Annotated in this window: 21 protein-coding genes; 7 read left to right on the forward strand and 14 right to left on the reverse strand. The window is 59.4% G+C overall.

Annotated elements, in window-relative coordinates; translation table 11 throughout:
• Positions 1-4: 4 nt before the first annotated feature.
• From gatB to QMK52_RS02810, 4 genes are all read left to right on the forward strand, one after another.
• The gene (gatB, locus tag QMK52_RS02795) at positions 5-1,450 is read left to right on the forward strand and encodes an Asp-tRNA(Asn)/Glu-tRNA(Gln) amidotransferase subunit GatB (protein ID WP_320403794.1); all 1,446 of its coding nucleotides are present in this window, start codon (positions 5-7) and stop codon (positions 1,448-1,450) included.
• A 99-nt stretch (positions 1,451-1,549) separates the two neighbouring features.
• The gene (locus QMK52_RS02800) at positions 1,550-1,921 is read left to right on the forward strand and encodes a septal ring lytic transglycosylase RlpA family protein (protein WP_005784798.1); all 372 of its coding nucleotides are present in this window, start codon (positions 1,550-1,552) and stop codon (positions 1,919-1,921) included.
• Positions 1,922-1,947: 26 nt separating this feature from the next.
• Entirely contained in the window at positions 1,948-3,027 is a 1,080-nt protein-coding gene (locus tag QMK52_RS02805; RefSeq protein ID WP_413817840.1) for a calcium/sodium antiporter, read from the forward strand.
• Positions 3,024-3,404 carry a carboxymuconolactone decarboxylase family protein gene (locus QMK52_RS02810; RefSeq protein ID WP_194440128.1) on the forward strand — a complete coding sequence of 127 codons (381 nt, stop codon included), beginning with the start codon at positions 3,024-3,026 and terminating at the stop codon, positions 3,402-3,404. The genes QMK52_RS02805 and QMK52_RS02810 overlap by 4 nt, the downstream gene beginning before the upstream one ends.
• Here the strand turns inward: QMK52_RS02810 and QMK52_RS02815 are convergent.
• The 5 genes from QMK52_RS02815 to kdgD all read right to left on the reverse strand — a co-directional run bounded on the left by QMK52_RS02815 (position 3,401) and on the right by kdgD (position 10,028).
• Positions 3,401-4,342 carry an AEC family transporter gene (locus QMK52_RS02815; protein ID WP_005784792.1) on the reverse strand — a complete coding sequence of 314 codons (942 nt, stop codon included), beginning with the start codon at positions 4,340-4,342 and terminating at the stop codon, positions 3,401-3,403. The two genes, QMK52_RS02810 and QMK52_RS02815, sit on opposite strands and share 4 nt — an antisense overlap.
• Before the next feature lie 174 nt (positions 4,343-4,516).
• Positions 4,517-6,070 (reverse strand): galactarate dehydratase, encoded by a 1,554-nt coding sequence (gene garD, locus QMK52_RS02820; protein WP_320403795.1) that lies wholly within the window; start codon positions 6,068-6,070, stop codon positions 4,517-4,519.
• Positions 6,071-6,080: 10 nt separating this feature from the next.
• Positions 6,081-7,445 (reverse strand): MFS transporter, encoded by a 1,365-nt coding sequence (locus QMK52_RS02825; protein WP_005784790.1) that lies wholly within the window; start codon positions 7,443-7,445, stop codon positions 6,081-6,083.
• Positions 7,446-7,616: 171 nt separating this feature from the next.
• Entirely contained in the window at positions 7,617-9,062 is a 1,446-nt protein-coding gene (locus QMK52_RS02830) for an aldehyde dehydrogenase family protein (RefSeq protein WP_320403796.1), read from the reverse strand.
• Between the two features lie 54 nt (positions 9,063-9,116).
• A complete protein-coding gene (gene kdgD, locus QMK52_RS02835; RefSeq protein ID WP_034118093.1) occupies positions 9,117-10,028 on the reverse strand; it encodes a 5-dehydro-4-deoxyglucarate dehydratase in 912 nt (303 codons plus the stop codon).
• A 237-nt stretch (positions 10,029-10,265) separates the two neighbouring features.
• Between kdgD and QMK52_RS02840 the strand changes: the two genes are divergently transcribed.
• A complete protein-coding gene (locus tag QMK52_RS02840; RefSeq protein ID WP_032877800.1) occupies positions 10,266-11,423 on the forward strand; it encodes a hypothetical protein in 1,158 nt (385 codons plus the stop codon).
• Between the two features lie 137 nt (positions 11,424-11,560).
• Here QMK52_RS02840 and QMK52_RS02845 read toward each other — a convergent pair whose 3' ends face one another.
• From QMK52_RS02845 to rplM, 8 genes are all read right to left on the reverse strand, one after another.
• The gene (locus tag QMK52_RS02845; protein WP_005784782.1) at positions 11,561-12,310 is read right to left on the reverse strand and encodes a FadR/GntR family transcriptional regulator; all 750 of its coding nucleotides are present in this window, start codon (positions 12,308-12,310) and stop codon (positions 11,561-11,563) included.
• A gap of 158 nt (positions 12,311-12,468) precedes the next feature.
• Positions 12,469-12,888, reverse strand: coding sequence for a ClpXP protease specificity-enhancing factor (locus QMK52_RS02850; protein ID WP_005784780.1), 420 nt, complete (start codon positions 12,886-12,888; stop codon positions 12,469-12,471).
• 17 nt (positions 12,889-12,905) lie between these two features.
• Entirely contained in the window at positions 12,906-13,523 is a 618-nt protein-coding gene (locus QMK52_RS02855; RefSeq protein WP_005784778.1) for a glutathione S-transferase N-terminal domain-containing protein, read from the reverse strand.
• Positions 13,524-13,671: 148 nt separating this feature from the next.
• Complete coding sequence (locus tag QMK52_RS02860) at positions 13,672-14,451, reverse strand: cytochrome c1 (RefSeq protein ID WP_005784777.1); 780 nt, start codon at positions 14,449-14,451, stop codon at positions 13,672-13,674.
• Positions 14,451-15,662 carry a cytochrome b gene (locus QMK52_RS02865; RefSeq protein ID WP_003188526.1) on the reverse strand — a complete coding sequence of 404 codons (1,212 nt, stop codon included), beginning with the start codon at positions 15,660-15,662 and terminating at the stop codon, positions 14,451-14,453. The genes QMK52_RS02860 and QMK52_RS02865 overlap by 1 nt, the downstream gene beginning before the upstream one ends.
• Positions 15,662-16,255 carry a ubiquinol-cytochrome c reductase iron-sulfur subunit gene (gene petA / locus QMK52_RS02870; protein ID WP_005784775.1) on the reverse strand — a complete coding sequence of 198 codons (594 nt, stop codon included), beginning with the start codon at positions 16,253-16,255 and terminating at the stop codon, positions 15,662-15,664. The genes QMK52_RS02865 and petA overlap by 1 nt, the downstream gene beginning before the upstream one ends.
• 265 nt (positions 16,256-16,520) lie before the next feature.
• A complete protein-coding gene (rpsI, locus tag QMK52_RS02875; protein WP_002555064.1) occupies positions 16,521-16,913 on the reverse strand; it encodes a 30S ribosomal protein S9 in 393 nt (130 codons plus the stop codon).
• Positions 16,914-16,927: 14 nt separating this feature from the next.
• Positions 16,928-17,356, reverse strand: a complete 429-nt coding sequence (rplM, locus tag QMK52_RS02880) for a 50S ribosomal protein L13 (RefSeq protein ID WP_003171742.1) — start codon at positions 17,354-17,356, stop codon at positions 16,928-16,930.
• A gap of 249 nt (positions 17,357-17,605) precedes the next feature.
• Here rplM and QMK52_RS02885 point away from each other — a divergent pair, with 249 nt between their 5' ends.
• The gene (locus QMK52_RS02885) at positions 17,606-18,646 is read left to right on the forward strand and encodes an NADP(H)-dependent aldo-keto reductase (RefSeq protein ID WP_005784773.1); all 1,041 of its coding nucleotides are present in this window, start codon (positions 17,606-17,608) and stop codon (positions 18,644-18,646) included.
• 113 nt (positions 18,647-18,759) lie between these two features.
• On the opposite strand, the gene QMK52_RS02890 is transcribed toward QMK52_RS02885, so the two are convergent.
• Complete coding sequence (locus QMK52_RS02890) at positions 18,760-19,896, reverse strand: acyl-CoA dehydrogenase family protein (protein WP_005784771.1); 1,137 nt, start codon at positions 19,894-19,896, stop codon at positions 18,760-18,762.
• A gap of 244 nt (positions 19,897-20,140) precedes the next feature.
• Between QMK52_RS02890 and QMK52_RS02895 the strand changes: the two genes are divergently transcribed.
• A complete protein-coding gene (locus QMK52_RS02895; protein ID WP_177327423.1) occupies positions 20,141-21,037 on the forward strand; it encodes a GlxA family transcriptional regulator in 897 nt (298 codons plus the stop codon).
• The last annotated feature ends 112 nt before the right edge of the window (positions 21,038-21,149 follow it).

The following is a 21,149-nucleotide window of genomic DNA, read 5'->3' on the forward strand; positions in this document are numbered from 1 at the left end:
CACTATGCAATGGGAAGTTGTGATCGGGCTGGAGATTCATACCCAGCTCGCCACCCAATCGAAGATTTTCTCCGGTAGCGCCACCACGTTCGGCTCTGAGCCCAACACCCAGGCCAGCCTGGTCGACCTGGGCATGCCCGGCGTGCTGCCGGTGCTGAACCAGGAAGCGGTGCGCATGGCGGTGATGTTCGGCCTGGCGATTGACGCCGAAATCGGCCAGCACAACGTGTTTGCACGCAAGAACTACTTCTATCCAGACCTGCCCAAGGGCTACCAGATCAGCCAGATGGAACTGCCGATCGTCGGCAAGGGCCACCTGGACATCCCGCTGGAAGACGGCACCATCAAGCGTGTCGGCGTAACCCGTGCGCACCTGGAAGAAGACGCCGGCAAGAGCCTGCACGAAGAATTCCCCGGCGCCACCGGTATCGACCTGAACCGTGCCGGCACGCCGCTGCTGGAAATCGTCTCCGAACCGGACATGCGCAGCGCCAAGGAAGCCGTGGCCTACGTCAAGACCATCCACGCGCTGGTGCGCTACCTGGGCATCTGCGACGGCAACATGGCCGAAGGCTCGCTGCGTTGCGACTGCAACGTGTCGATCCGGCCAAAGGGCCAGGTTGAGTTCGGCACCCGCTGCGAGATCAAGAACGTCAACTCGTTCCGCTTCATCGAGAAGGCGATCAACAGCGAAGTGCGTCGCCAGATCGAATTGATCGAGGACGGCGGCAAGGTGATCCAGCAAACGCGCCTGTACGACCCGAACAAAGACGAAACCCGCGCCATGCGCAGCAAAGAGGAAGCCAACGACTACCGTTACTTCCCCGACCCGGACCTGTTGCCGGTGGTGCTGGAGGATTCGTTCCTCAACGACATCCGCGCCACCCTGCCGGAACTGCCGCAGCAAAAACGCGAGCGCTTCCAGGAGCAGTTCGGCCTGTCGGTATACGATGCCAGCGTGCTGGCGTCCAGCCGTGAACAAGCCAACTACTTCGAAAAAGTCGTGAGCATTGCCGGCGACGCCAAGCTGGCGGCCAACTGGGTGATGGTCGAACTGGGCAGCGTGCTGAACAAACAGGGCCTGGAAATCGACGAAGCGCCTGTCACTGCCGAACAATTGGGCGGGATGCTGCTGCGCATCAAGGACAACACCATCTCCGGCAAAATCGCCAAGACGGTGTTCGAAGCGATGGCCGCGGGTGAAGGCAACGCCGACGAGATCATCGAGAAGCGTGGTCTCAAGCAAGTCACCGACAGCGGCGCGATTTCGGCCGTACTCGATGAAATGCTCGCGGCGAATGCCGAACAGGTCGAGCAATACCGCGCCGCAGACGAAGCCAAGCGCGGCAAGATGTTCGGCTTCTTTGTCGGCCAGGCCATGAAAGCCTCCAAGGGCAAAGCCAACCCGCAACAGGTGAACGAGCTGCTTAAAAGCAAGCTCGAAGGCTGATTGCGGTGAATGGTTGGAGCAGACTTCAAGGTCTGGCTCCAACCTGTGTGGGAGGGGGCTTGCTCCCTCTCCACATTTTTTATTGGGGATGTCCTGACAATGAAGCGTCTACTCGGCCTCCTGGCCTTGTCCTCCCTGCTGGCGGGTTGCGCCAGCGGCCTCATCGACCCCAACGGTTACGACGAAACCGGCACCGCCTCCTATTACGGCGCCAAACACCATGGCAAAAGAACCGCCAGTGGTGAACCCTTCAACCAGAACGCCTTGACCGCTGCGCATCGGCGCCTGCCCTTCGGTACGCGGGTCAAAGTGACCAATCTGAACAACGACCGATCGGTCGTGGTGCGTATCAATGACCGCGGCCCGCACACCCGTGGGCGCCTGATCGACGTTTCCCGCAAGGCTGCCGAGCAATTGCGTATGCTGGGCAGCGGCACCGCACGGGTTCGCGTGCAAGCCCTGAACAACTGATTGAGGCCGCCTTGAGTATTTTCGGATTGAACGCCCTTTCGCCCTGGAGCCTGCTCGAACTGGTCGGCGGCTTGCTGCTGTTGATCGTCGGCGCCGAGATCCTGGTACGCGCCGCCGTACGCCTGGCGGCCAGCCTCAAAGTGCGACCGCTGATCATCGGCTTGAGCATTGTCGCCTTCGGCAGCAGCGCGCCGCAGATGGCCGTCAGCCTCCAGGCCACGCTGGCCGGCAATACCGATATCGCCGTGGGTAGCGTTATTGGCAGCAGCATTTTCAATATCCTCGTCACCCTGGGCCTGTCGGCGCTGATCATTCCGCTGCGGGTCTCGCGGCAACTGGTGCGTGTGGATATCCCGGTGATGATCTTCGCCGGTCTGCTGGTGTTTATCCTGGCCGCCAATGAAGTGCTGACACCGCTCGATGGTGTTTTGCTGCTGGTGGCGCTGGTGGCTTACCTTGGCGTACTGCACCACCAGACGCGTCATTCACGCCGCCCGCGCACCCTGGACACCGTGGCCAAGGCACCCTGGTTGAGCAGCGCGTTGCTGATGCTCGCCGGGCTATTGGTGCTGGTACTGGCCGGGCATTTGTTGCTGGGCGCCGCGGTGGAAGTGGCGGGCGACCTGGGCTTGTCGGAGCGCGTCATCGGCCTGACGCTCATCGGCGTGGGCACCTCGCTGCCCTGCCTTGCCACATCGCTGATCGCCGCCTTGCGCGGCGAGCGGGAAATTGCGGTGGGCAACGTGATCGGCAGCAACCTGTTCAACCTGCTGGGCGTGCTGGGCTTTACCGCGCTGGTGGCGCCGTCGCCGCTGTCGGTATCACCCAATGCCCTGGACTTCGATTTGCCGGTGATGCTCGGTGCCATCGTCCTGTGCCTGCCGGTGTTTTATACCGGCTACCGTGTGACGCGTATCGAAGGGCTGGTGCTGCTGGGGTTGTACCTGGCGTACGGGCTGCACGTAATGGCGTTCACCACCGGTATGCCCCTGGCCAACAAGCTTGAACAATTGATGCTGTATTACGTCCTGCCGGCGTTGGTGGCTTTGCTGTTGTTCACCTCTGTGCGCGCCTGGCACCGCCAACACAAGAGGGAATCGAAATGACCGATCAGAAAAAACCCGGAGTTGAGGTACGACGCCAAGTCATGGGCGATGCATTCGTCGACCGCGCCCTGGGTAGTGCCACGGCGTTCACCCAGCCGCTGCAGGACTTCGTCAATGAACATGCGTGGGGCGCTGTCTGGAACCGCGAAGGCTTGCCGCTCAAGACCCGCAGCCTGATCACCCTCGCCGCCCTGACAGCCCTCAAATGCCCGCAGGAACTCAAGGGCCACGTGCGCGGTGCACTGAATAATGGCTGCACGGTAGACGAGATTCGCGAAGCGCTGCTGCATTGCGCGGTGTATGCCGGTGTGCCGGCGGCGATTGATGCCTTTCGGGCAGCGCAGGAAGTGATCGAAAGCTACCAGAAAGACGCCTAGATCCAGCCACCCGCCTGCAATACGAAAATCCCGATGTTGGTGGTCACCGCCGCCATCAACGTGGTGATCACGATAATCGCCGCCGCCAGCTCATGATTGCCTTGCGCCGCCCTGGCCATCACGAAGCTGGCCGCGGCTGTCGGCGCGCCGAAGTACAGGAACAGAATCCCCAGCTCCGGCCCGCGAAAGCCCAGCAACCAAGCGCCCAGGGTTGCGATCACCGGCAACCAGATCATCTTCATCAGGCTCGCACTCAACGCCATGTTGCCGCTCTTGCGCAGCGCGGCCATGGACAAGGTGCCGCCGATGCAAATCAACGCCAACGGCAGCGTGGTATCCGACAGGTACTGCAAGGACTTTTCGAACCAGCCGGGCAAGCTGATCTGAAAGTACGCGAACGGCGCCGCAACGATCACGCTGATGATCAGTGGGTTAGCCACCACACTCTTGAAAATGCTCCACGGGTCGGACTTGATCACCGGGCTGTACACCGCCAGCACAATGGTCGACAGCGTGTTGTAAAACAGGATCACCAGCGCCGCGAGGATTGCGCCCAGGGAGATCCCGTAGTCACCGTACATGCTGGCGGCGAGCGCCAGGCCGATCACCCCGTTGTTGCCGCGAAACGCACCCTGGGTGTAAATGCCCCGGTCTTCACGCTTGCAGCGAAAAATCGCCCAGCCCCAGGCCAAAGCAAAGCTCGCCAGGGTGGCGACGGCAAAATAGATCAGCAAACCCGGCTTGAGTGCCGCGTGCAGGTCGGCATGCAGGATGCCCAGGAACAACAGCGCCGGCATGGTGACGTTGAACACCAGGGACGAAGCGGTGTGGATAAAGTTGTCGTTGATCCAGTTGATGCGCTTGAGCAGCACACCAAGAAACAGCATGGCAAACACCGGCGCGGTGATGGTGAGGGTGGTAAGGAAGATTGCCAGCATGCCGGGGAGAACCTTGGTGGGCGTCGTTAGTTGGCTAATGATAAGCCATGCAGCCCGTGTCGTCTGGTCTACCGCTATCGGGAGCAAGCCCCCTCCCACATTTGAACGCATTCATTGTGTTGGAATGCGGACCAATGTGGGAGGGGGCTTGCTCCCGATGCAGGCGACTCGGTCTCAGGTAATCGGCGCCGGGTTGAACAGCGTAATATCGTTGTGCAACTTGTGATGCTCGGCCCACGTCTGCTTCCTGCCACTGGCCACGTCCAGGTAGAAGTGAAACAACTCCCAGCCCAGTTCCTCGATACTCGCACGCCCGGTGGCAATGCGCCCGGCGTCGATATCGATCAGGTCCGGCCAACGCTGGGCCAGCTCGGTGCGGGTCGACACCTTGACCACCGGCGCCATCGCCAGCCCGTACGGCGTGCCACGCCCGGTGGTGAATACATGCAGGTTCATCCCTGCAGCCAGTTGCAAGGTGCCACACACAAAATCACTGGCCGGGGTGGCGCAAAAAATCAGGCCCTTGCCCTTCAAGCGCTCGCCGGGGCCGAGCACGCCGTTGATCGCGCTGCTGCCGGACTTGACGATGGAACCCAAGGACTTCTCGACAATATTCGACAGCCCGCCCTTCTTGTTGCCCGGCGTGGTATTGGCGCTGCGGTCTGCTTCACCCTTGGCCAGGTAACGGTCATACCAGTCCATTTCCCTGACCAGTTCCCGGGCAACCTCCTGGTTCTGTGCGCGGGAAGTCAGCAGGTAAATGGCATCGCGCACTTCAGTCACTTCGGAAAACATCACCGTCGCGCCGGCCCGCAGCAGCAAGTCCGAGGCATACCCCAGCGCCGGGTTGGCGGTGATACCGGAAAACGCATCACTACCACCGCACTGCATACCCAGGATCAGCTCGCTGGCCGGCACGGTTTCCCGACGGCGCTGGTCGAGTTTCTTCAAGCGCACCTCGGCCAGCGCCATGATCTGCTCGATCATTTCGGTGAAGCCATGGCTGGAATCCTGCAGGCGATACAACCACGGCTCGCTCAGATCCACCGAGCTGTCGTTGTCGTGCATCACCTGCCCGGCCTGCAACTTCTCGCAGCCCAGACTGATCACCAGGGCTTCACCACCCAGGTTCGGGTTGCGCGCCAGGTTGCGCACGGTGCGGATCGGGATATAGGCATCCGTCGCCGTAATCGCCACGCCGCAGCCATAGCTGTGAGTCAGCGCCACCACATCATCGACGTGGGGATACTTGGGCAGCAACTCATCCTTGATGCGCTTGACTGCGTGGTCCAGCACGCCGGTGACGCACTGCACGGTGGTGGTGATACCGAGGATATTGCGCGTGCCCACGGTACCGTCGGCATTGCGATAGCCCTCGAAGGTGAACCCCTCCAGCGGTGCCTGGGTTTCAGGCACCTCAGTGGACAGCGGCAAGCTGTCCAGCGGTGGCGCGGTGGGCATGCGCAGCTGATCTTCCTGCACCCAACTGCCACGCAGGATCGGAGCCAGGGCGTAACCGATGGTCTGGCCGTAGCGAATAATCCGGCCGCCCTCGGGGATATCTTCCAACGTCACCTTGTGGCTCTGGGGTATGAACTCCACGGTGACCAGGCCGTCGGGAAATTCAGTGCCCGCCGGCACGCCCTGGTCGTTTACCACGATCACCACATTGTCGCGCTCGTGCAAACGGATCGAGCGCGGCGAGTCGGCATGTTCAATCAACTGCATCACACGAACCTCAGGAATGCGCTTGGGAAAGGTTGGTCAACTCAGGGCCTTTGGCGGGCGGCTCTTTGAGCACCACGCGCTTGATCGGGCCGACAATCACCAGGTAGCTGAACACTGCGACCAGCGCGTTGGCGCCGACGAACACCAGGGCCCATTTGAACGAGCCGGTAGTGCTGATGATGTAGCCAATGACAATCGGCGTGGTGATCGACGCCAGGTTACCGAAGGTGTTGAACAGGCCGCCACTGAGGCCGGCGATCTGCTTGGGCGAGGTGTCGGACACCACCGCCCAACCCAGTGCGCCAACGCCTTTGCCGAAGAACGCCAAGGCCATGAAGCCCACCACCATCCATTCGATGTCCACGTAATTGCAGGCCACGATACTGCTGGAGATCAGCAGGCCGCCAATGATCGGCGCCTTGCGTGCAAAGGTCAGCGAGTGGCCTTTACGCAGCAGGTAGTCAGAGATCACCCCGCCGAGCACACCGCCGATAAAGCCGCAGATCGCCGGCAACGAGGCGATAAAACCAGCCTTGAGGATGGTCATGCCGCGATCCTGCACCAGATACACCGGGAACCAGGTCAGGAAGAAGTAGGTGATACCGTTGATGCAGTACTGGCCCAGGTATACGCCAAGCATCATGCGGTTGGTCAATAACTGGCGGATGTAATCCCACTTCGGCCCGTCAGTTTTCTTACCCTTGCCCTTGTCCTGATCCATGTCGACCATCGCGCCGTTGGCAGCGATGTGGTTGAACTCGGCCTCGTTGATCATCGGATGCTGGCGCGGGCTGTGGATAACTTTCAGCCAGATCAGCGAGAACACGATGCCGATCACGCCCATCACGATAAACACGTGCTGCCAGCCGAAGCGGTAAACGATCCAGCCCATCAATGGCGCAAACAACACCGTGGCGAAGTACTGCGCCGAATTGAAGATCGCCGATGCGGTGCCGCGCTCAGCCGTAGGAAACCACGCCGCAACAATACGGGCATTGCCCGGAAACGAAGGCGCCTCGGCCAGGCCCACCATGAAGCGCAGCATGAACAGCGCAACCACAGCAGTGGAGACGCCGAACTCACCGACATAGCCTTGCAGCACGGTGAACAGCGACCAGGTGAAGATGCTCAAGGCGTAGATTTTTTTCGAGCCGAAGCGGTCGAGCAGCCAGCCGCCAGGAATTTGCCCGGCCACGTAAGCCCAACCGAATGCGGAGAAGATGTAACCGAGGGTGACCGCGTCGATGCCGAGGTCTTTTTGCAGGCTGGAGCCGGCGATGGCGATAGTTGCGCGGTCGGCATAGTTGATCGTGGTCACCAGAAACAGCATGAGCAGGATCAAATAGCGGACATGGGTCGGCTTGGTCGCTTGCATGAAGAGGTACTCCCACTAATTATTTTTTTTGCGGGTAATGATTTTTTGTTTTTCCTGTGGGAGCCGGGCTTGCCCGCAATGCAGACACCTCGGTGTGTCAGCAAGACCGAGGTGATGCTATCGCAGGCAAGCCAGCTCCCACATAAAGCCAGTGCCACAGGATGCTGCGTATTACGACCCGATATAGCTGGTCTTCACCACGGTGTAGAACTCTTGCGCATAGCGACCTTGCTCACGCGAACCGTAGGATGACCCCTTACGGCCACCAAATGGAACGTGGTAATCCACACCGGCGGTTGGCAGATTGACCATCACCATCCCAGCCTGGGAGTGGCGTTTGAAGTGGTTGGCGTACTTCAGCGACGTAGTGGCGATACCCGCCGACAGGCCGAATTCGGTGTCGTTGGCCATGGCCAGCGCCGCCTCGTAGTCAGCCACACGCACCACGTTGGCCACCGGGCCGAAGATTTCTTCACGGCTGATGCGCATCGCCGCTTCGCTGTCGGCAAACAAGGTCGGCGCCAGGTAATAGCCTTCGGTGTCGCAGGTCACCAGGCCGCCACCGCTGACCAGCCGCGCACCTTCGCTTTGGCCGATGTCGATGTATTTCATGTCCTGGTCCAACTGGGCCTGGGACACCACTGGCCCGATGTCGGTGCCGGTGTGCAACGCGTGGCCGACCTTGATCGACTTCATGCGCTCAGCCATTGCCGCAACAAACTGGTCGTGAATGCCGGCGGTGACAATCAAACGGCTCGACGCGGTGCAACGCTGGCCGGTGGAATAGAACGCGCTCTGCACCGACAACTCCACCGCCTGCTTGAGGTCGGCGTCATCGAGGATGATCTGCGGGTTCTTGCCGCCCATTTCCAACTGCACTTTGGCCTGGCGCGACACACAATTGACGGCGATCTGACGACCCACGCCAACCGAGCCGGTAAAGCTGATGCCATCGACTTTCGGGCTGTTGACCAACACGTCGCCGACGACACGACCGCTGCCCATCACCAGGTTGAACACACCAGCAGGGAAACCAGCGCGAGAAATGATCTCCGACAGGGCCCAGGCGCAACCCGGCACCAGCTCCGCTGGCTTGATCACCACGCAGTTGCCGTAGGCCAGGGCCGGGGCGATTTTCCATGCGGGAATGGCAATCGGGAAATTCCATGGAGTAATCAGCCCCACCACGCCAAGGGCTTCGCGAGTCACTTCAACGTTGACGCCCGGACGCACCGAGGGCACGTAATCACCTGAAAGGCGCAGGCATTCACCGGCGAAGAACTTGAAAATATTACCGGCGCGGGTCACTTCGCCGATGGCTTCGGGCAGGGTCTTGCCCTCTTCCCGGGCCAGCAGGGTGCCGAGCTCTTCGCGACGGGCAAGGATTTCACTGCCGACTTTATCCAGCGCGTCGTGGCGCGCCTGGATACCGGACGTGGACCAGGCCGGGAAAGCGGCGCGGGCCGCGTCAATGGCCGCGTTGACTTGGGCCACGTCCGCTTTGGCATATTCGCCGATGACATCGGCCAAATCAGACGGGTTGATATTGGTGCAATAGTCGGCGCCGGTTACCCATTCACCGTTGATGTAGTTTTCGAAACGCTTTGCTTGGGACACGAATCTTCTCCTGACGCAAAAGGCCGCTGATTGCTCAGCGGCCTTGTGGATAATTTATTGCGCGCCTTGCTTGTCGATCAGCGCGGCCAGGGCTTCGTATTCTTCCGGCAACAGATCGGTCAGCGGCGTACGCACCGGGCCGGCGTCGTACCCGACAATTTTCGCGCCGGCCTTGACGATGCTCACTGCGTACCCGGCTTTGCGATTACGGATGTCCAGGTACGGCAGGAAGAAGTCATCGATGATCTTGTCGACGGTGGCGTGATCTTCGCGGGCAATGGCGTGGTAGAAGTCCATGGCGGTTTTCGGGATGAAGTTGAACACCGCCGAGGAGTACACCGGCACTCCAAGGGCCTTGTAGGCCGCGGCGTAAACCTCTGCAGTCGGCAGGCCGCCGAGGTAGCTGAAACGGTCACCCAGGCGGCGACGGATCGACACCATCAACTCGATATCACCCAGCCCGTCCTTGTAGCCGATCAGGTTCGGGCAACGTTCGGCCAGGCGTTCCAACAGCGGCGCGGTCAGGCGGCAGACGTTGCGGTTGTACACCACCACGCCGATCTTGACCGACTTGCACACCGCCTCAACGTGGGCAGCAACCCCGTCCTGGCTGGCTTCGGTAAGGTAGTGCGGCAGCAGCAGCAAGCCTTTGGCGCCGAGGCGTTCCGCCTCCTGGGCGTACTCGATGGCCTGGCGGGTCGAACCGCCCACACCGGCAAGAATTGGCACGCTGGACGCGCAAGTGTCCACGGCGGTTTTTACCACTTGGGAATATTCGCTGGCAGCGAGGGAAAAAAACTCACCCGTCCCCCCGGCGGCGAACAACGCGGTGGCGCCGTAAGGGGCCAGCCATTCGAGGCGCTTGATGTAGCCCGCCTGGTGGAAGTCACCCTGGGCGTTGAAATCGGTCACCGGGAAAGACAGCAGACCGTGGGAGAGGATGGACTTCAGTTCTTGTGGATTCATTATTCGAACACCCTGGGCGAAGACTTTCTGAGGAAAGCGTTGTTGTTGGTTTTGATGATGTCGTACGTCATCGTACAACTATAAAAAGATTCGTCAACTGCAATTCGTTGAGCCTCCGCTCGCACCTGACGTGTGGATTGCAATTCTTGACGTAGGAAATTTCTCACCTATAGTGACTTTAGCTGTATATACATACAGCTAAAAAGGAAGATTCCCACGACATAGCAAGGAGCTAACATGTCAGGTCTTGAACTCGCAGTACCCGAGAAACTCCCACCGACCCTGCGTTTTGAAGGGGGTGAACACACCGCCATCGGCGATGAAACCCTGCTGCGCTTCGCCAAGGACGCAGCGGCGATTCCTGCACACCAGGTGCAATTGCATCTGCCCAACGGGCTCGCGCTGACCTACGGCCAAGTGATCGCTTTGGGTGGCGATTTCTATGGCATCCCCGGCCAAGCCATCAGCGATGGCGCCTCTGCGGCCGAGCGCGTGCAACGTTTCACTGCAGCCTTCAACTCTCTCGCCGTATTGCCCGCCTCACGGGAAGAGGCGCAGAAGATCCTGGCGGTGATGCAAAAGGAAATCAACGCGGTCAAGCAGGCGATCAAGGATGGCAAACAACCCCATGAAGCCTACGACGCACTGGGTGATACGTTGTCGGAGGAGTGGAACCGCATCACGGGTGGCGGCAGCGCTGTTTCGGCCCTGATTCCCTTGGGACGCTACCTCAAGCTGGCAGCGGATAATGCCGATCATTTCGGTGAGTGGGCCTTGTCCGCGTACCTGGCCGGTCACACGGCGGCGCTGCAACAAGCCGTTGTGGCCCACCAGACGGGTACCGACCAGGCCCTGGAACTGGCCTATGCAATGAACAGCTTCGCTGATCACTTCTTGACCGACCTGTTTTCCGCCGGGCACCTGCGAGTGCCACGCAAACAGTTGGCAGCCGTTGTGACACCAGGTGAATTGGGTTCGCTGATCAGCCGCTTCATGCACGACGAAGACAGCAAGTTCGGGCTCAAGGTGCGTAATGCCATGGGTGATCAGTGGCATGCCTACGGCGACAAGCGCTACTTCGACAGCATCGACGCCGATAATCGCGTGCAGGTAAAACGTGCGGTGCAGGCTTCGGCAGACGAAATCTTCGAAACCTTCATCAGCGGCGTCGCGCCCTCCCCGGCCAGCTTCAAGGCACCGCTGTATGTGCCCGACCTGAACGCCGCGCAAAACCCGGCGAACAACTTCTCGCCGTTGTTCAAGATGGAGGGGGACAAGGTGCTGCGGCGCAAGGACGTCAATGACCTGAACGACAAACACTGGACCAATGATTGGTGGGGGTGGAGTACGTATCTGTTGCTCAAAGACTACAAGCCCAATCAACCCGCCAGCTAAACAGGCCCGGTATCCAGATAATGGAGGTCAAATGTGGGAGCTGGCTTGCCTGCGATAGCTGTGTGTCAGTCATTGAGTTTGTTACTGAACCACTGCATTCGCAGGCAAGCCAGCTCCCACACGGGATATGGCAAACCTCAGACGCGCTGTGCTTCTGCCTCTTCATGGGCATGGCGCAGCCGCTCACGGCTGTTGGTCAAATGCAGACGCATGGCCGCCCGCGCCGCATCCGAATCCTGGCGGGCAATTGCCTCATAGATTTCTTCGTGTTCGCGGCTCAGGCGGCCCATGTAATGCTGCTGGTCATCATGGGCCAGGCGCGCCGAATTCAAGCGGGTCCGCGGAATGATGCTGGTACCCAGGTGGGTCATGATATCGGTGAAGTAGCGGTTACCGGTAGACAGTGCAATTTCCAGGTGAAAGGCAAAGTCTGACGCCACCGCATCGCCAGCGTGGGCCGCACTTTCATTCAGCGCATCAAGAGCCGCACGCATGGCGGCCAGTTGCGCATCACTGCGACGCAAGGCGGCAAGGCCCGCCGACTCTACTTCCAGACTGATACGCAGCTCCAGAATCGCCAGCACATCACGCAAGGTCACCACGGTGGCCGGGTCAATGCGGAAACCGCTGGGGCTGGGCGTGTCCAGCACAAAGGTGCCGATACCATGGCGGGTCTCGACCTGCCCCGCCGCCTGCAAGCGCGAGATGGCCTCGCGCACCACGGTGCGGCTGACGCCGTGGGCTTCCATGATCGCCGACTCGGTAGGCAATTTATCGCCGCGTTTGAGCTGGCCATCGCGGATCTGCTCGGACAACACCGTGACCAATTCCTGGGCAAGGCTGCGGCGCTTGCGGGGCAGACGTGGAGCGGCGCTGGCGTTTTCCATGATGAACCATCTTTCTCGGCGAACTGAAGACCGCATCATAGCCCATGGTGGTTGTACGATCACCGTTGTGGCGCGACTTTCATCCATATCCTTCACGCAAAAAAATGCCCCGACAAACATCGAGGCATTTCTCACGGGGGGCTGAAGGCAAAATCCGCCTACTTCACCACTTTCAAGCTCGGCCGACCGCTAGGACGCGGCGGCTCGCTGTCCGGTGGCGGTAGATCATCACCGCCTTCACCGTCAATCGTTTCGTCGTCCTCGAAAGGCGACTCCAGATCGAACACCATGCCTTGGCCGTTCTCCCGGGCGTAGATCCCGAGGATGGCACCAATCGGCACGAACAGCGTATGCGGTACGCCACCGAAACGCCCTTCAAAGCTCACCGCTTCGTTGTCCATGTGCAGATGGCGCACGGCACTGGGCGATACGTTCAGCACGATTTGTCCGTCGCTGGCGAAACCCTGTGGCACATCCACCTTGGGAAACTCGGAATTGACCAGCATGTGCGGTGTGCAATCGTTGTCCACAATCCACTCATAGAGCGCGCGGACCAAATAAGGTCGACTGGAGTTCATCAACGGCTCCTTAAGCCTTAGCGCATATCGCGTTCGACACCAGACAGACTCGCCTGGAAAGCCTCACGCGCAAATTGGCGCTCCATGTAATCAAGCAGCGGCTTGGCCGGCCGTGGCAGTTCAATGCCCAGGATCGGCAAGCGCCAGAGTATGGGTAATAGGCAGCAATCCACCAGGCTTTGTTCCTCACTGAGGAAAAAAGGTTTATCGGCGAACAGCGGCGAAACACCGGTCAGGCTTTCGCGCAATTCCTTGCGCGCCTGCACCCGAGCGGCTTCCTTAGAACGCGAATCCAGAATCACATCCACCAGCCCGCACCAGTCACGCTGGATCCGATGGATCAGCAGGCGGCTGTTGGCACGCGCCACCGGGTACACCGGCAGCAAAGGCGGATGCGGGTAACGCTCATCCAAGTATTCCATCACCACGGTTGACTCCCACAACGCCAGGTCACGATCGACCAGGGTGGGCAAGCTGCCGTAAGGGTTCACTTCGATCAGTTTCGGCGGATGACGGCCCGCCTCCACACTGATGATCTCGGCGCTGACACCCTTCTCTGCGAGCACGATGCGTACTCGGTGGGAATAGTGGTCGGCGGGGTCGGAGTAACAGGCCAACCGATTGGTCACGCCCATGGCGGTCCTCCTCGCTTGTTGAAATTATCGAAAGCTCAAAAACGAGCGCGCCCAGAGAGCATCTCTGTAACGTCCGGTCAAACCAGGCGTTACGTGTTCAGAGATGCCGCTGGGCGCGCAAGATTAACAGCAATTGCTTACGGTTGGATCAATGCACATCCTTCCAGTATTCGCGCTTGAGCAGATAAGCGAATACGAAGAAGAAAGCCAGGTACAGCAAGACGTACGTACCGATGCGCTGGTGCTGCAGTTTGACCGGGTTGGCCGAGTAGGCCAGGAAGGTCACCAGGTTCTTGACCTTCTCGTCGAACTGCTCTTCGTTCAGCGTACCGGTCTTGGGCACGATGGTCAGTTGATCGCACGCTTCATGAGTCAGCGGCGTGCCGGTCAACGGATCATATTGCTTCTTGCCGTCTTCAACGACCTGAACCTGCTTGCATCCTACCACTTGACGACCCTGCAGGCCGACCAGAACGTTCGGCATGCCGACATTCGGGAAGACTTTGTTGTTCACGCCATAGGGGCGCGCCGGGTCTTCATAGAAGGACTTGAGGTAGCCGTAGAGCCAATCGGTACCGCGTACACGAGCCACCAGGGTCAAGTCGGGCGGTGCGGCGCCGAACCAGGTCTTGGCGTCAGCCGGTTGCATGCCGATGTTCATATGGTCGCCAATCTTGGCGCCAGTGAACACCGCGTGACTGAGCATCACCTCATGGGGAATGCCCAGGTCATCGGCCACACGCTCGTAACGCTGGAACTTGGCGCTGTGGCAGCCCATGCAGTAGTTGGTGAAGGTACGCAGCCCATCCTGCATGGCGGCCTTGTCAGACACATCGATATCGACTTTTTCCAGCTGCGCGCCATGCTCGGCGGCGAAGGACAGTAGCGGCAGAGCCGCAAGCACGAATGCAACGAATAATTTTTTCATCAGCCAGTCACCCTTTCCGGAACCGGTTTGGTCTTCTCGAGCCGGGTATAGAACGGCATCAGAATGAAGTAGGCGAAGTACAGGAAGGTGCAGACCTGCGACAGCAACGTACGCTCGGGGGTCGGCGCCAGCACGCCTAGCACACCCAGGATCACGAACGAAATGCAGAACACCCACAGCCAGATCTTGCTCAGCCAGCCTTTGTAGCGCATCGACTTGACCGGGCTCCGATCGAGCCACGGCAGCACGAACAGCACCGCGATGGCTGCGCCCATGGCGATCACGCCCATGAGTTTGTCGGGGATCGCACGCAAGATCGCGTAGAACGGCGTGAAGTACCAGACCGGGGCAATATGCTCGGGCGTCTTGAAGGCGTTGGCCTGTTCGAAGTTAGGTTTCTCCAGGAAATAACCACCCATCTCCGGGAAAAAGAACACGATCGAGCAGAACACAAACAGGAACACCACTACGCCGACAATGTCTTTCACGGTGTAGTAAGGGTGGAATGGAATGCCGTCGAGCGGGATGCCGTTCTCATCCTTGTGCTTCTTGATGTCCACACCATCAGGGTTATTGGAACCCACTTCGTGCAGTGCCAGGATGTGCAGTACCACAAGGCCCAGGATCACGATCGGCAGGGCCACCACGTGCAAGGCGAAGAAGCGGTTCAGGGTGATGCCGGAGATCAGGTAGTCGCCACGTATCCACTGGGTCAGGTCGTTGCCGATCACCGGGATTGCACCGAACAGCGAGATGATCACCTGGGCGCCCCAGTACGACATCTGGCCCCATGGCAGCAGGTAGCCCATGAAGGCTTCGGCCATCAGCGCCAGGTAGATCAACATGCCAAACACCCACACCAGCTCGCGGGGCTTCTGGTATGAACCGTAGAGCAGACCGCGGAACATGTGCAGGTAGACGACGATGAAGAACGCTGATGCGCCTGTGGAGTGCAGCAGGCGCAGGATCGAGCCGTACTCGACGTCGCGCATGATGTATTCGACGGAAGCAAAGGCCTCTTCCGCCGACGGGGTGTAGCTCATCGTCAACCACACGCCGGTGACGATCTGGTTGACCAGCACCAACAAGGCCAGGGAGCCAAAGAAGTAGAAGAAGTTGAAGTTTTTTGGCGCGTAATATTTGCTGAGATGGTCTTCCCACATTTTGGTGGCGGGGAAGCGCGCATCCACCCAATCCATGAACTTGCTCATCACGCGTTCTCCTTGTCGAGGCCAATGACTATGAGGTCGTCAGTTTCGTAGGTATGCGGAGGCACGGGCAGGTTCAATGGAGCAGGCTGGGATTTGTAGACACGGCCAGCGAGGTCGTAGTGCGAGCCGTGGCAGGGGCAGAAATAACCACCGACCCAATCCTTGCCCAGATCGACAGGGGCCACTTCCGGGCGGAAGGTAGGCGAGCAACCCAAGTGTGTACACAGACCAACCAGCAACAGGATCTCTGGCTTGATCGAACGCATTTCGTTCTTGGCGTAGGCGGGCTGATCGGAATTTTCGGATGTCGGGTCAGACAACTGGCCTTCGATCTTTTTCAGATTCCCCAGGATTTCCTCAGTACGGCGAACAATGAAAACCGGCTGGCCGCGCCATTCAGCAATCATCTGCTGACCTGGCTCGATCTTGCTGACATTCACCTTCACCGGTGCACCTGCGGCTTTCGCCTTGGCACTGGGAAACCATGACCCCACGAACGGGACCGCAGCCCCCACCGCTCCTGCAGCACCCACCACGGATGTGGCTGCTACCAAGAAGCGACGCCGGCCTGCATTCACGCCGTCATTGCTCATTCAGTCCTCTCCCATCAGCTTTTTGGCCTGTTAAATCAGGCGTCTACTAAGTGTTGAATCTTTACTTATAAAAATTTTGACGGATGGTAATGAAAAGCCCCACGTATGACAAGGGAATTGCCCGGGCCTCCGCCCTCAGGCCTTGTAGTATAGGGGGTCTACGGATGTGGCAAGTTGTCACGGCGAAAAATGTGCATAAATCGCAGGCAATAAAAAACGCCCAGCTCCGTGAGGAGGCTGGGCGTTTTCTGGAACGTAAAGCGAATTAACGCTTCGAGTACTGCGGACGCTTACGCGCTTTACGCAGACCGACTTTCTTACGTTCAACTTCACGAGCATCGCGAGTAACGAAGCCAGCTTTGCGCAGAGCGCCACGCAGGGTTTCGTCGTACTGCATCAGAGCGCGAGTGATACCGTGGCGGATTGCGCCAGCTTGACCACTTACACCGCCACCGATAACGGTGACGTAGATGTCGAACTTTTCAACGGTCTCGGTCAATTCCAGCGGTTGACGAACTACCATGCGGGCAGTTTCGCGACCGAAGAAGTTGTCCAGGGAGCGGTTGTTGATCGAGATGTTACCAGTGCCCGGACGCAGGAAAACGCGTGCGGTTGCGGTTTTGCGACGGCCAGTGCCGTAATTTTGAGTCGCCGACATAATGAACTATTCCGTTAAAACTTCAGTTCTTGGGGCTGCTGAGCAGCATGAGGGTGTACAGCGCCCGCATAGACTTTCAGCTTGCGAAACATATCGCGACCCAGTGGGCCCTTCGGCAGCATGCCTTTGACCGCGATTTCGATCGGGGCTTCAGGCTTCTTGGAGATCAGGCCTTCAAAGTTGGAAGACTTGATACCGCCTGGGAAACCGGAGTGACGGTAGTACATTTTGTCTTGCGCTTTGTTGCCGGTAACACGTACCTGCTCAGCGTTGATGATCACGATGTAGTCACCGGTATCAACGTGCGGGGTGTATTCAGGCTTGTGCTTGCCACGCAGACGGCTGGCGACTTCAGTGGCCAGACGACCCAGGGTCTGACCAGCGGCGTCGACGACAAACCAGTCGCGCTGAACTGTTTCCGGTTTTGCAGTAAAAGTTGTCATTCTTTAATAGCCTCAGGGGCCGCCCTGTAAATTAGACGGCGGATCTTACTGAATAGTGCGTACTTTGACAAGTCAAAGGCAGCCGGATACAGACGCTATCGGGGGCTCGGGTCGGCGCGTCCGTTCAACGGCAAGATTCTTCGGCAGGCGGCGCATCACTTCCACTGCAGAAAGAGGTGGGCAATTATGCAGATTGCGAAAAAAAATTCAACCTGCTTTTATGATTGTTTTCCCCTGAAGGAGTACCCGATGGATTACCGACAGCTGGGCCGCACCGATCTGAACGTCAGCGCCATCGCGTTGGGCACCATGACCTGGGGCGAGCAGAACAGCGAGGCAGAGGCTTTCGCGCAGATCGAACGGGCCAAGGGCGCGGGGATCAACTTCCTCGATACCGCAGAAATGTACCCGGTACCGCCCAAGGCCGACACCTATGCCACCACCGAACGCTACATCGGCAACTATTTCAAAAGCCGTGGCGACCGCGCCGACTGGATACTCGCCAGCAAGATCGCCGGCCCCGGCAACACGATTGACTACATCCGCGATGGCTACCTGCGTCACAACCGCAAGCACATCACCCAGGCGCTCGACGCCAGCCTCAAGCGCCTGCAGACCGACTGGATCGACCTCTACCAACTGCACTGGCCGGAACGCAGCACCAATTTCTTCGGCCAACTGAGCTATAGGCACAAGGACGAAGACGACCTCACCCCCCTGGAAGAAACCCTCGAAGCCCTGGATGAACAGGTCAAGGCCGGCAAGATCCGCCACATCGGCCTGTCCAACGAAACCCCATGGGGCACCATGAAGTTCCTCGCCCTGGCCGAAGCCCGTGGCTGGCCGCGCGCGGTGTCGATCCAGAACCCCTACAACCTGCTCAACCGCAGCTTTGAAGTGGGCCTGGCGGAAATCGCCATCCGTGAGCAGTGCGGTTTGCTGGCCTACTCACCGCTGGCGTTCGGCATGCTCAGCGGCAAGTACGAAGGCGGCGCACGGCCGGCCAAGGCGCGCCTGACCGAGTACAGCCGCTTCAGCCGCTACTTCAACCCGCAGTCGGAGGCGGCGTGCAGCCGGTATGTGGCACTGGCACGCGAACACGGCCTGGACCCGGCGCAGATGGCGCTGGCGTTTGTGACGCAGCAGCCGTTTGTGACCAGCAATATTATTGGTGCCACCAGCCTTGAGCAGTTGGACAGCAATATTGCCAGTGCTGATCTGAAACTGTCGAAAGAGGTGCTGGAAGGAATTGAGGCGATTCAAAAGGATCATCCGAATCCGGCGCCTTGATCGACCTTCAGGCCGCCATCGCAGGCAAGCCAGCTCCTACATTTTGATCTGTGAATACCGTCAAATGTGGGAGCTGGCTTGCCTGCGATGAGGCCATCAAGAGCACCAGACAATCAAAGCGCCCGCGCAATAATCTCCTTCATGATCTCATTGGTCCCCGCATAAATACGCTGCACCCGCGCATCCGCCCACGCCCGGGCAATCGGGTACTCCCACATGAAGCCGTAGCCGCCGTGCAACTGCACGCACTCATCGAGCACCTTGCATTGCAGGTCCGTGGCCCAGTACTTGGCCATCGCCGCTGTCGGCACATCCAGCTTGCCTTCCAGGTGCAGTGCCATGCATTTATCCACAAACACACGACCGATCTGAATCTCGGTAGCCATCTCGGCCAGCTTGAATCGGGTGTTCTGGAAGTCGGCAATCGCCTTGCCGAACGCCTTGCGCTCGCGGGTGTAATCCAGGGTCCATTGCAATGCCGCTTCGGCTGAAGACAGCGCACCTATCGCCACGGTCAAACGCTCTTGAGGCAGCTCCTGCATCAGGTATGCGAAGCCCATACCGGCCTGGCCCAGCAAGTTTTCCTTGGGCACCCGCACGTCCTGGAAAAACAACTCCGAGGTGTCCTGGGCCTTCATGCCGACTTTCTCCAGGCGCTTGCCCTTGTCGAAACCGGGCGTGCCAGCCTCCACCAGAAACAGGCTGGTGCCCTTGGCGCCGGCCTTGGGATCGGTCTTGGCGACTACGATCACCAGATCGGCCAGGTAACCGTTGGTGATAAAGGTCTTGGAGCCGTTGATGACGTACTCATCGCCGTCCAGCACTGCCGTGGTCTTGACCCCTTGCAGGTCGGAACCGGCGCCCGGCTCGGTCATGGCAATTGCCGTGACCATCTCCCCGCTGATCAACTTGGGCAGGTATTTGTGCTTAAGCGCTTCACTGCCGTAATGCAGGATGTAGGGCGCGACGATATCCGAATGCAGGGAAAAACCGATGCCGGTCAACCCCAGGCGGCTGACTTCTTCGATCACTACCGCGCTGTAGAGGAAATCTGCGCCCAGGCCGCCATATTCCTCCGGCAGGTGGGAACACAACATGCCCGCCTCCCCCGCCTGGTTCCACAGGCTACGATCGATATAGCCCTGCTTTTCCCATTGCCCATGAAAGGGCGCGGCGTGTTTTTCGAGGAAGGTGCGCACGCTCTCGCGGAAGAGTTCGTGCTCCGAGCTGAACAAGGTTCTGGGGATCATGAGTCACCTGCGTGGATTGTCGGACAAGGACGAGCCCACAGAGCCTATGCCCCGATGGCGTCACGGGACACTGGACACATGCGACAAAAAATAAGACGATCCAGCCGTCTGGTGACCACTTTCCCCTATAAGAATAAATGAAATTATGTCTAACCAAATCTCCACGCCCTTGCGGCGCGTCAGCATTTTGGCCATTGATCGGGTATTCGCTTCCACCCTCATGCAAGCCAAGGACTTCTTCCATCTGGCCAGCCTGCGTTACGGTAAACAGCAGGGCCTGGGCTTGACCCCAGGGTTCGATACGCGTCTGGTCAGCCCCGACGGGCAGTCAGTGCGCAGCTTCAGCGATGTGATCATGCCGGTGGACGGCGGCCTGGAAGATGCCGATATCATCGTGCTGCCGGCCTTCTGGGACGACTTCGACGCCCTGTGCACCCGCTACCCGCAAGTGTTGCCGTGGCTGCGCGAACAACACGCCCGCGGCGCCGTGCTGTGCGGTGAAGCCACCGGGGTGTTCTGGCTGGCCGAAGCCGGGCTGCTCGATGGCAAGGAGGCGACCACCTACTGGCGGTTCTTCAATGCTTTCAGCGAGCGCTTCCCCAAGGTGCAGCTCAACCAGGACAAGCACCTGACCGATGCCGATAACTTGTATTGCGCCGGCGGCACCACCTCGGCCTGTGACCTCTACATCTACCTGATCGAACGCTTCTGCGGCGCCAACATCGCCCAGGCCGTGGCCCGTGACATCCTCTATGAGGTGCAGCGCAGCTATTCGCCGGGGCGTATCGGTTTTGGCGGCCAGAAGCTGCACCAGGACGTGATCATCCTGCAGATCCAGCACTGGCTCGAAGAACACTTTGCCGACAAGTTCCGCTTCGAAGACGTGGCCCGGGAACACGGCATGAGCATCCGCAACTTCATGCGGCGCTTCCAGACCGCCACCGGTGACAAGCCGCTGCATTACCTGCAACGGTTGCGCATCGAGACGGCAAAGGGCCTGCTCTCAGGCAGCCGCAAGAGCATCAAGACCATCAGTTATGAGGTGGGTTACGACGATGCGAGTTTCTTTGCGCGGTTGTTCAGGCAGCACACGGAGTTGTCGCCGAATCAGTACAGACAGCAATTCCAACAGGCTGCCTGACCTCAGACCAACACAAACCACTGTGGGAGCTGGCTTGCCTGCGATGGCGGTGTATCAGCCAGCCTATAGTTGACTGATACACCGCCATCGCGGGCAAGCCCGGCTCCCACAT

The sequence above is a fragment of the Pseudomonas sp. P9_2 genome, assembly GCF_034008255.1.
Lineage (GTDB): Bacteria > Pseudomonadota > Gammaproteobacteria > Pseudomonadales > Pseudomonadaceae > Aquipseudomonas > Aquipseudomonas synxantha_A.

Bases quoted from the DNA above. Each gene is read 5' to 3' on its own strand.
- gatB (WP_320403794.1), top strand. From the start codon at position 5: ATGCAATGGGAAGTTGTGATCGGGCTGGAGATTCATACCCAGCTCGCC.
- QMK52_RS02800 (WP_005784798.1), top strand. From the start codon at position 1,550: ATGAAGCGTCTACTCGGCCTCCTGGCCTTGTCCTCCCTGCTGGCGGGT.
- QMK52_RS02810 (WP_194440128.1), top strand. From the start codon at position 3,024: ATGACCGATCAGAAAAAACCCGGAGTTGAGGTACGACGCCAAGTCATG.
- QMK52_RS02815 (WP_005784792.1), bottom strand. From the start codon at position 4,342: ATGCTGGCAATCTTCCTTACCACCCTCACCATCACCGCGCCGGTGTTT.
- garD (WP_320403795.1), bottom strand. From the start codon at position 6,070: ATGCAGTTGATTGAACATGCCGACTCGCCGCGCTCGATCCGTTTGCAC.
- QMK52_RS02825 (WP_005784790.1), bottom strand. From the start codon at position 7,445: ATGCAAGCGACCAAGCCGACCCATGTCCGCTATTTGATCCTGCTCATG.
- kdgD (WP_034118093.1), bottom strand. From the start codon at position 10,028: ATGAATCCACAAGAACTGAAGTCCATCCTCTCCCACGGTCTGCTGTCT.
- QMK52_RS02840 (WP_032877800.1), top strand. From the start codon at position 10,266: ATGTCAGGTCTTGAACTCGCAGTACCCGAGAAACTCCCACCGACCCTG.
- QMK52_RS02845 (WP_005784782.1), bottom strand. From the start codon at position 12,310: ATGGAAAACGCCAGCGCCGCTCCACGTCTGCCCCGCAAGCGCCGCAGC.
- QMK52_RS02850 (WP_005784780.1), bottom strand. From the start codon at position 12,888: ATGAACTCCAGTCGACCTTATTTGGTCCGCGCGCTCTATGAGTGGATT.
- QMK52_RS02855 (WP_005784778.1), bottom strand. From the start codon at position 13,523: ATGGGCGTGACCAATCGGTTGGCCTGTTACTCCGACCCCGCCGACCAC.
- QMK52_RS02860 (WP_005784777.1), bottom strand. From the start codon at position 14,451: ATGAAAAAATTATTCGTTGCATTCGTGCTTGCGGCTCTGCCGCTACTG.
- QMK52_RS02865 (WP_003188526.1), bottom strand. From the start codon at position 15,662: ATGAGCAAGTTCATGGATTGGGTGGATGCGCGCTTCCCCGCCACCAAA.
- petA (WP_005784775.1), bottom strand. From the start codon at position 16,255: ATGAGCAATGACGGCGTGAATGCAGGCCGGCGTCGCTTCTTGGTAGCA.
- rpsI (WP_002555064.1), bottom strand. From the start codon at position 16,913: ATGTCGGCGACTCAAAATTACGGCACTGGCCGTCGCAAAACCGCAACC.
- rplM (WP_003171742.1), bottom strand. From the start codon at position 17,356: ATGACAACTTTTACTGCAAAACCGGAAACAGTTCAGCGCGACTGGTTT.
- QMK52_RS02885 (WP_005784773.1), top strand. From the start codon at position 17,606: ATGGATTACCGACAGCTGGGCCGCACCGATCTGAACGTCAGCGCCATC.
- QMK52_RS02890 (WP_005784771.1), bottom strand. From the start codon at position 19,896: ATGATCCCCAGAACCTTGTTCAGCTCGGAGCACGAACTCTTCCGCGAG.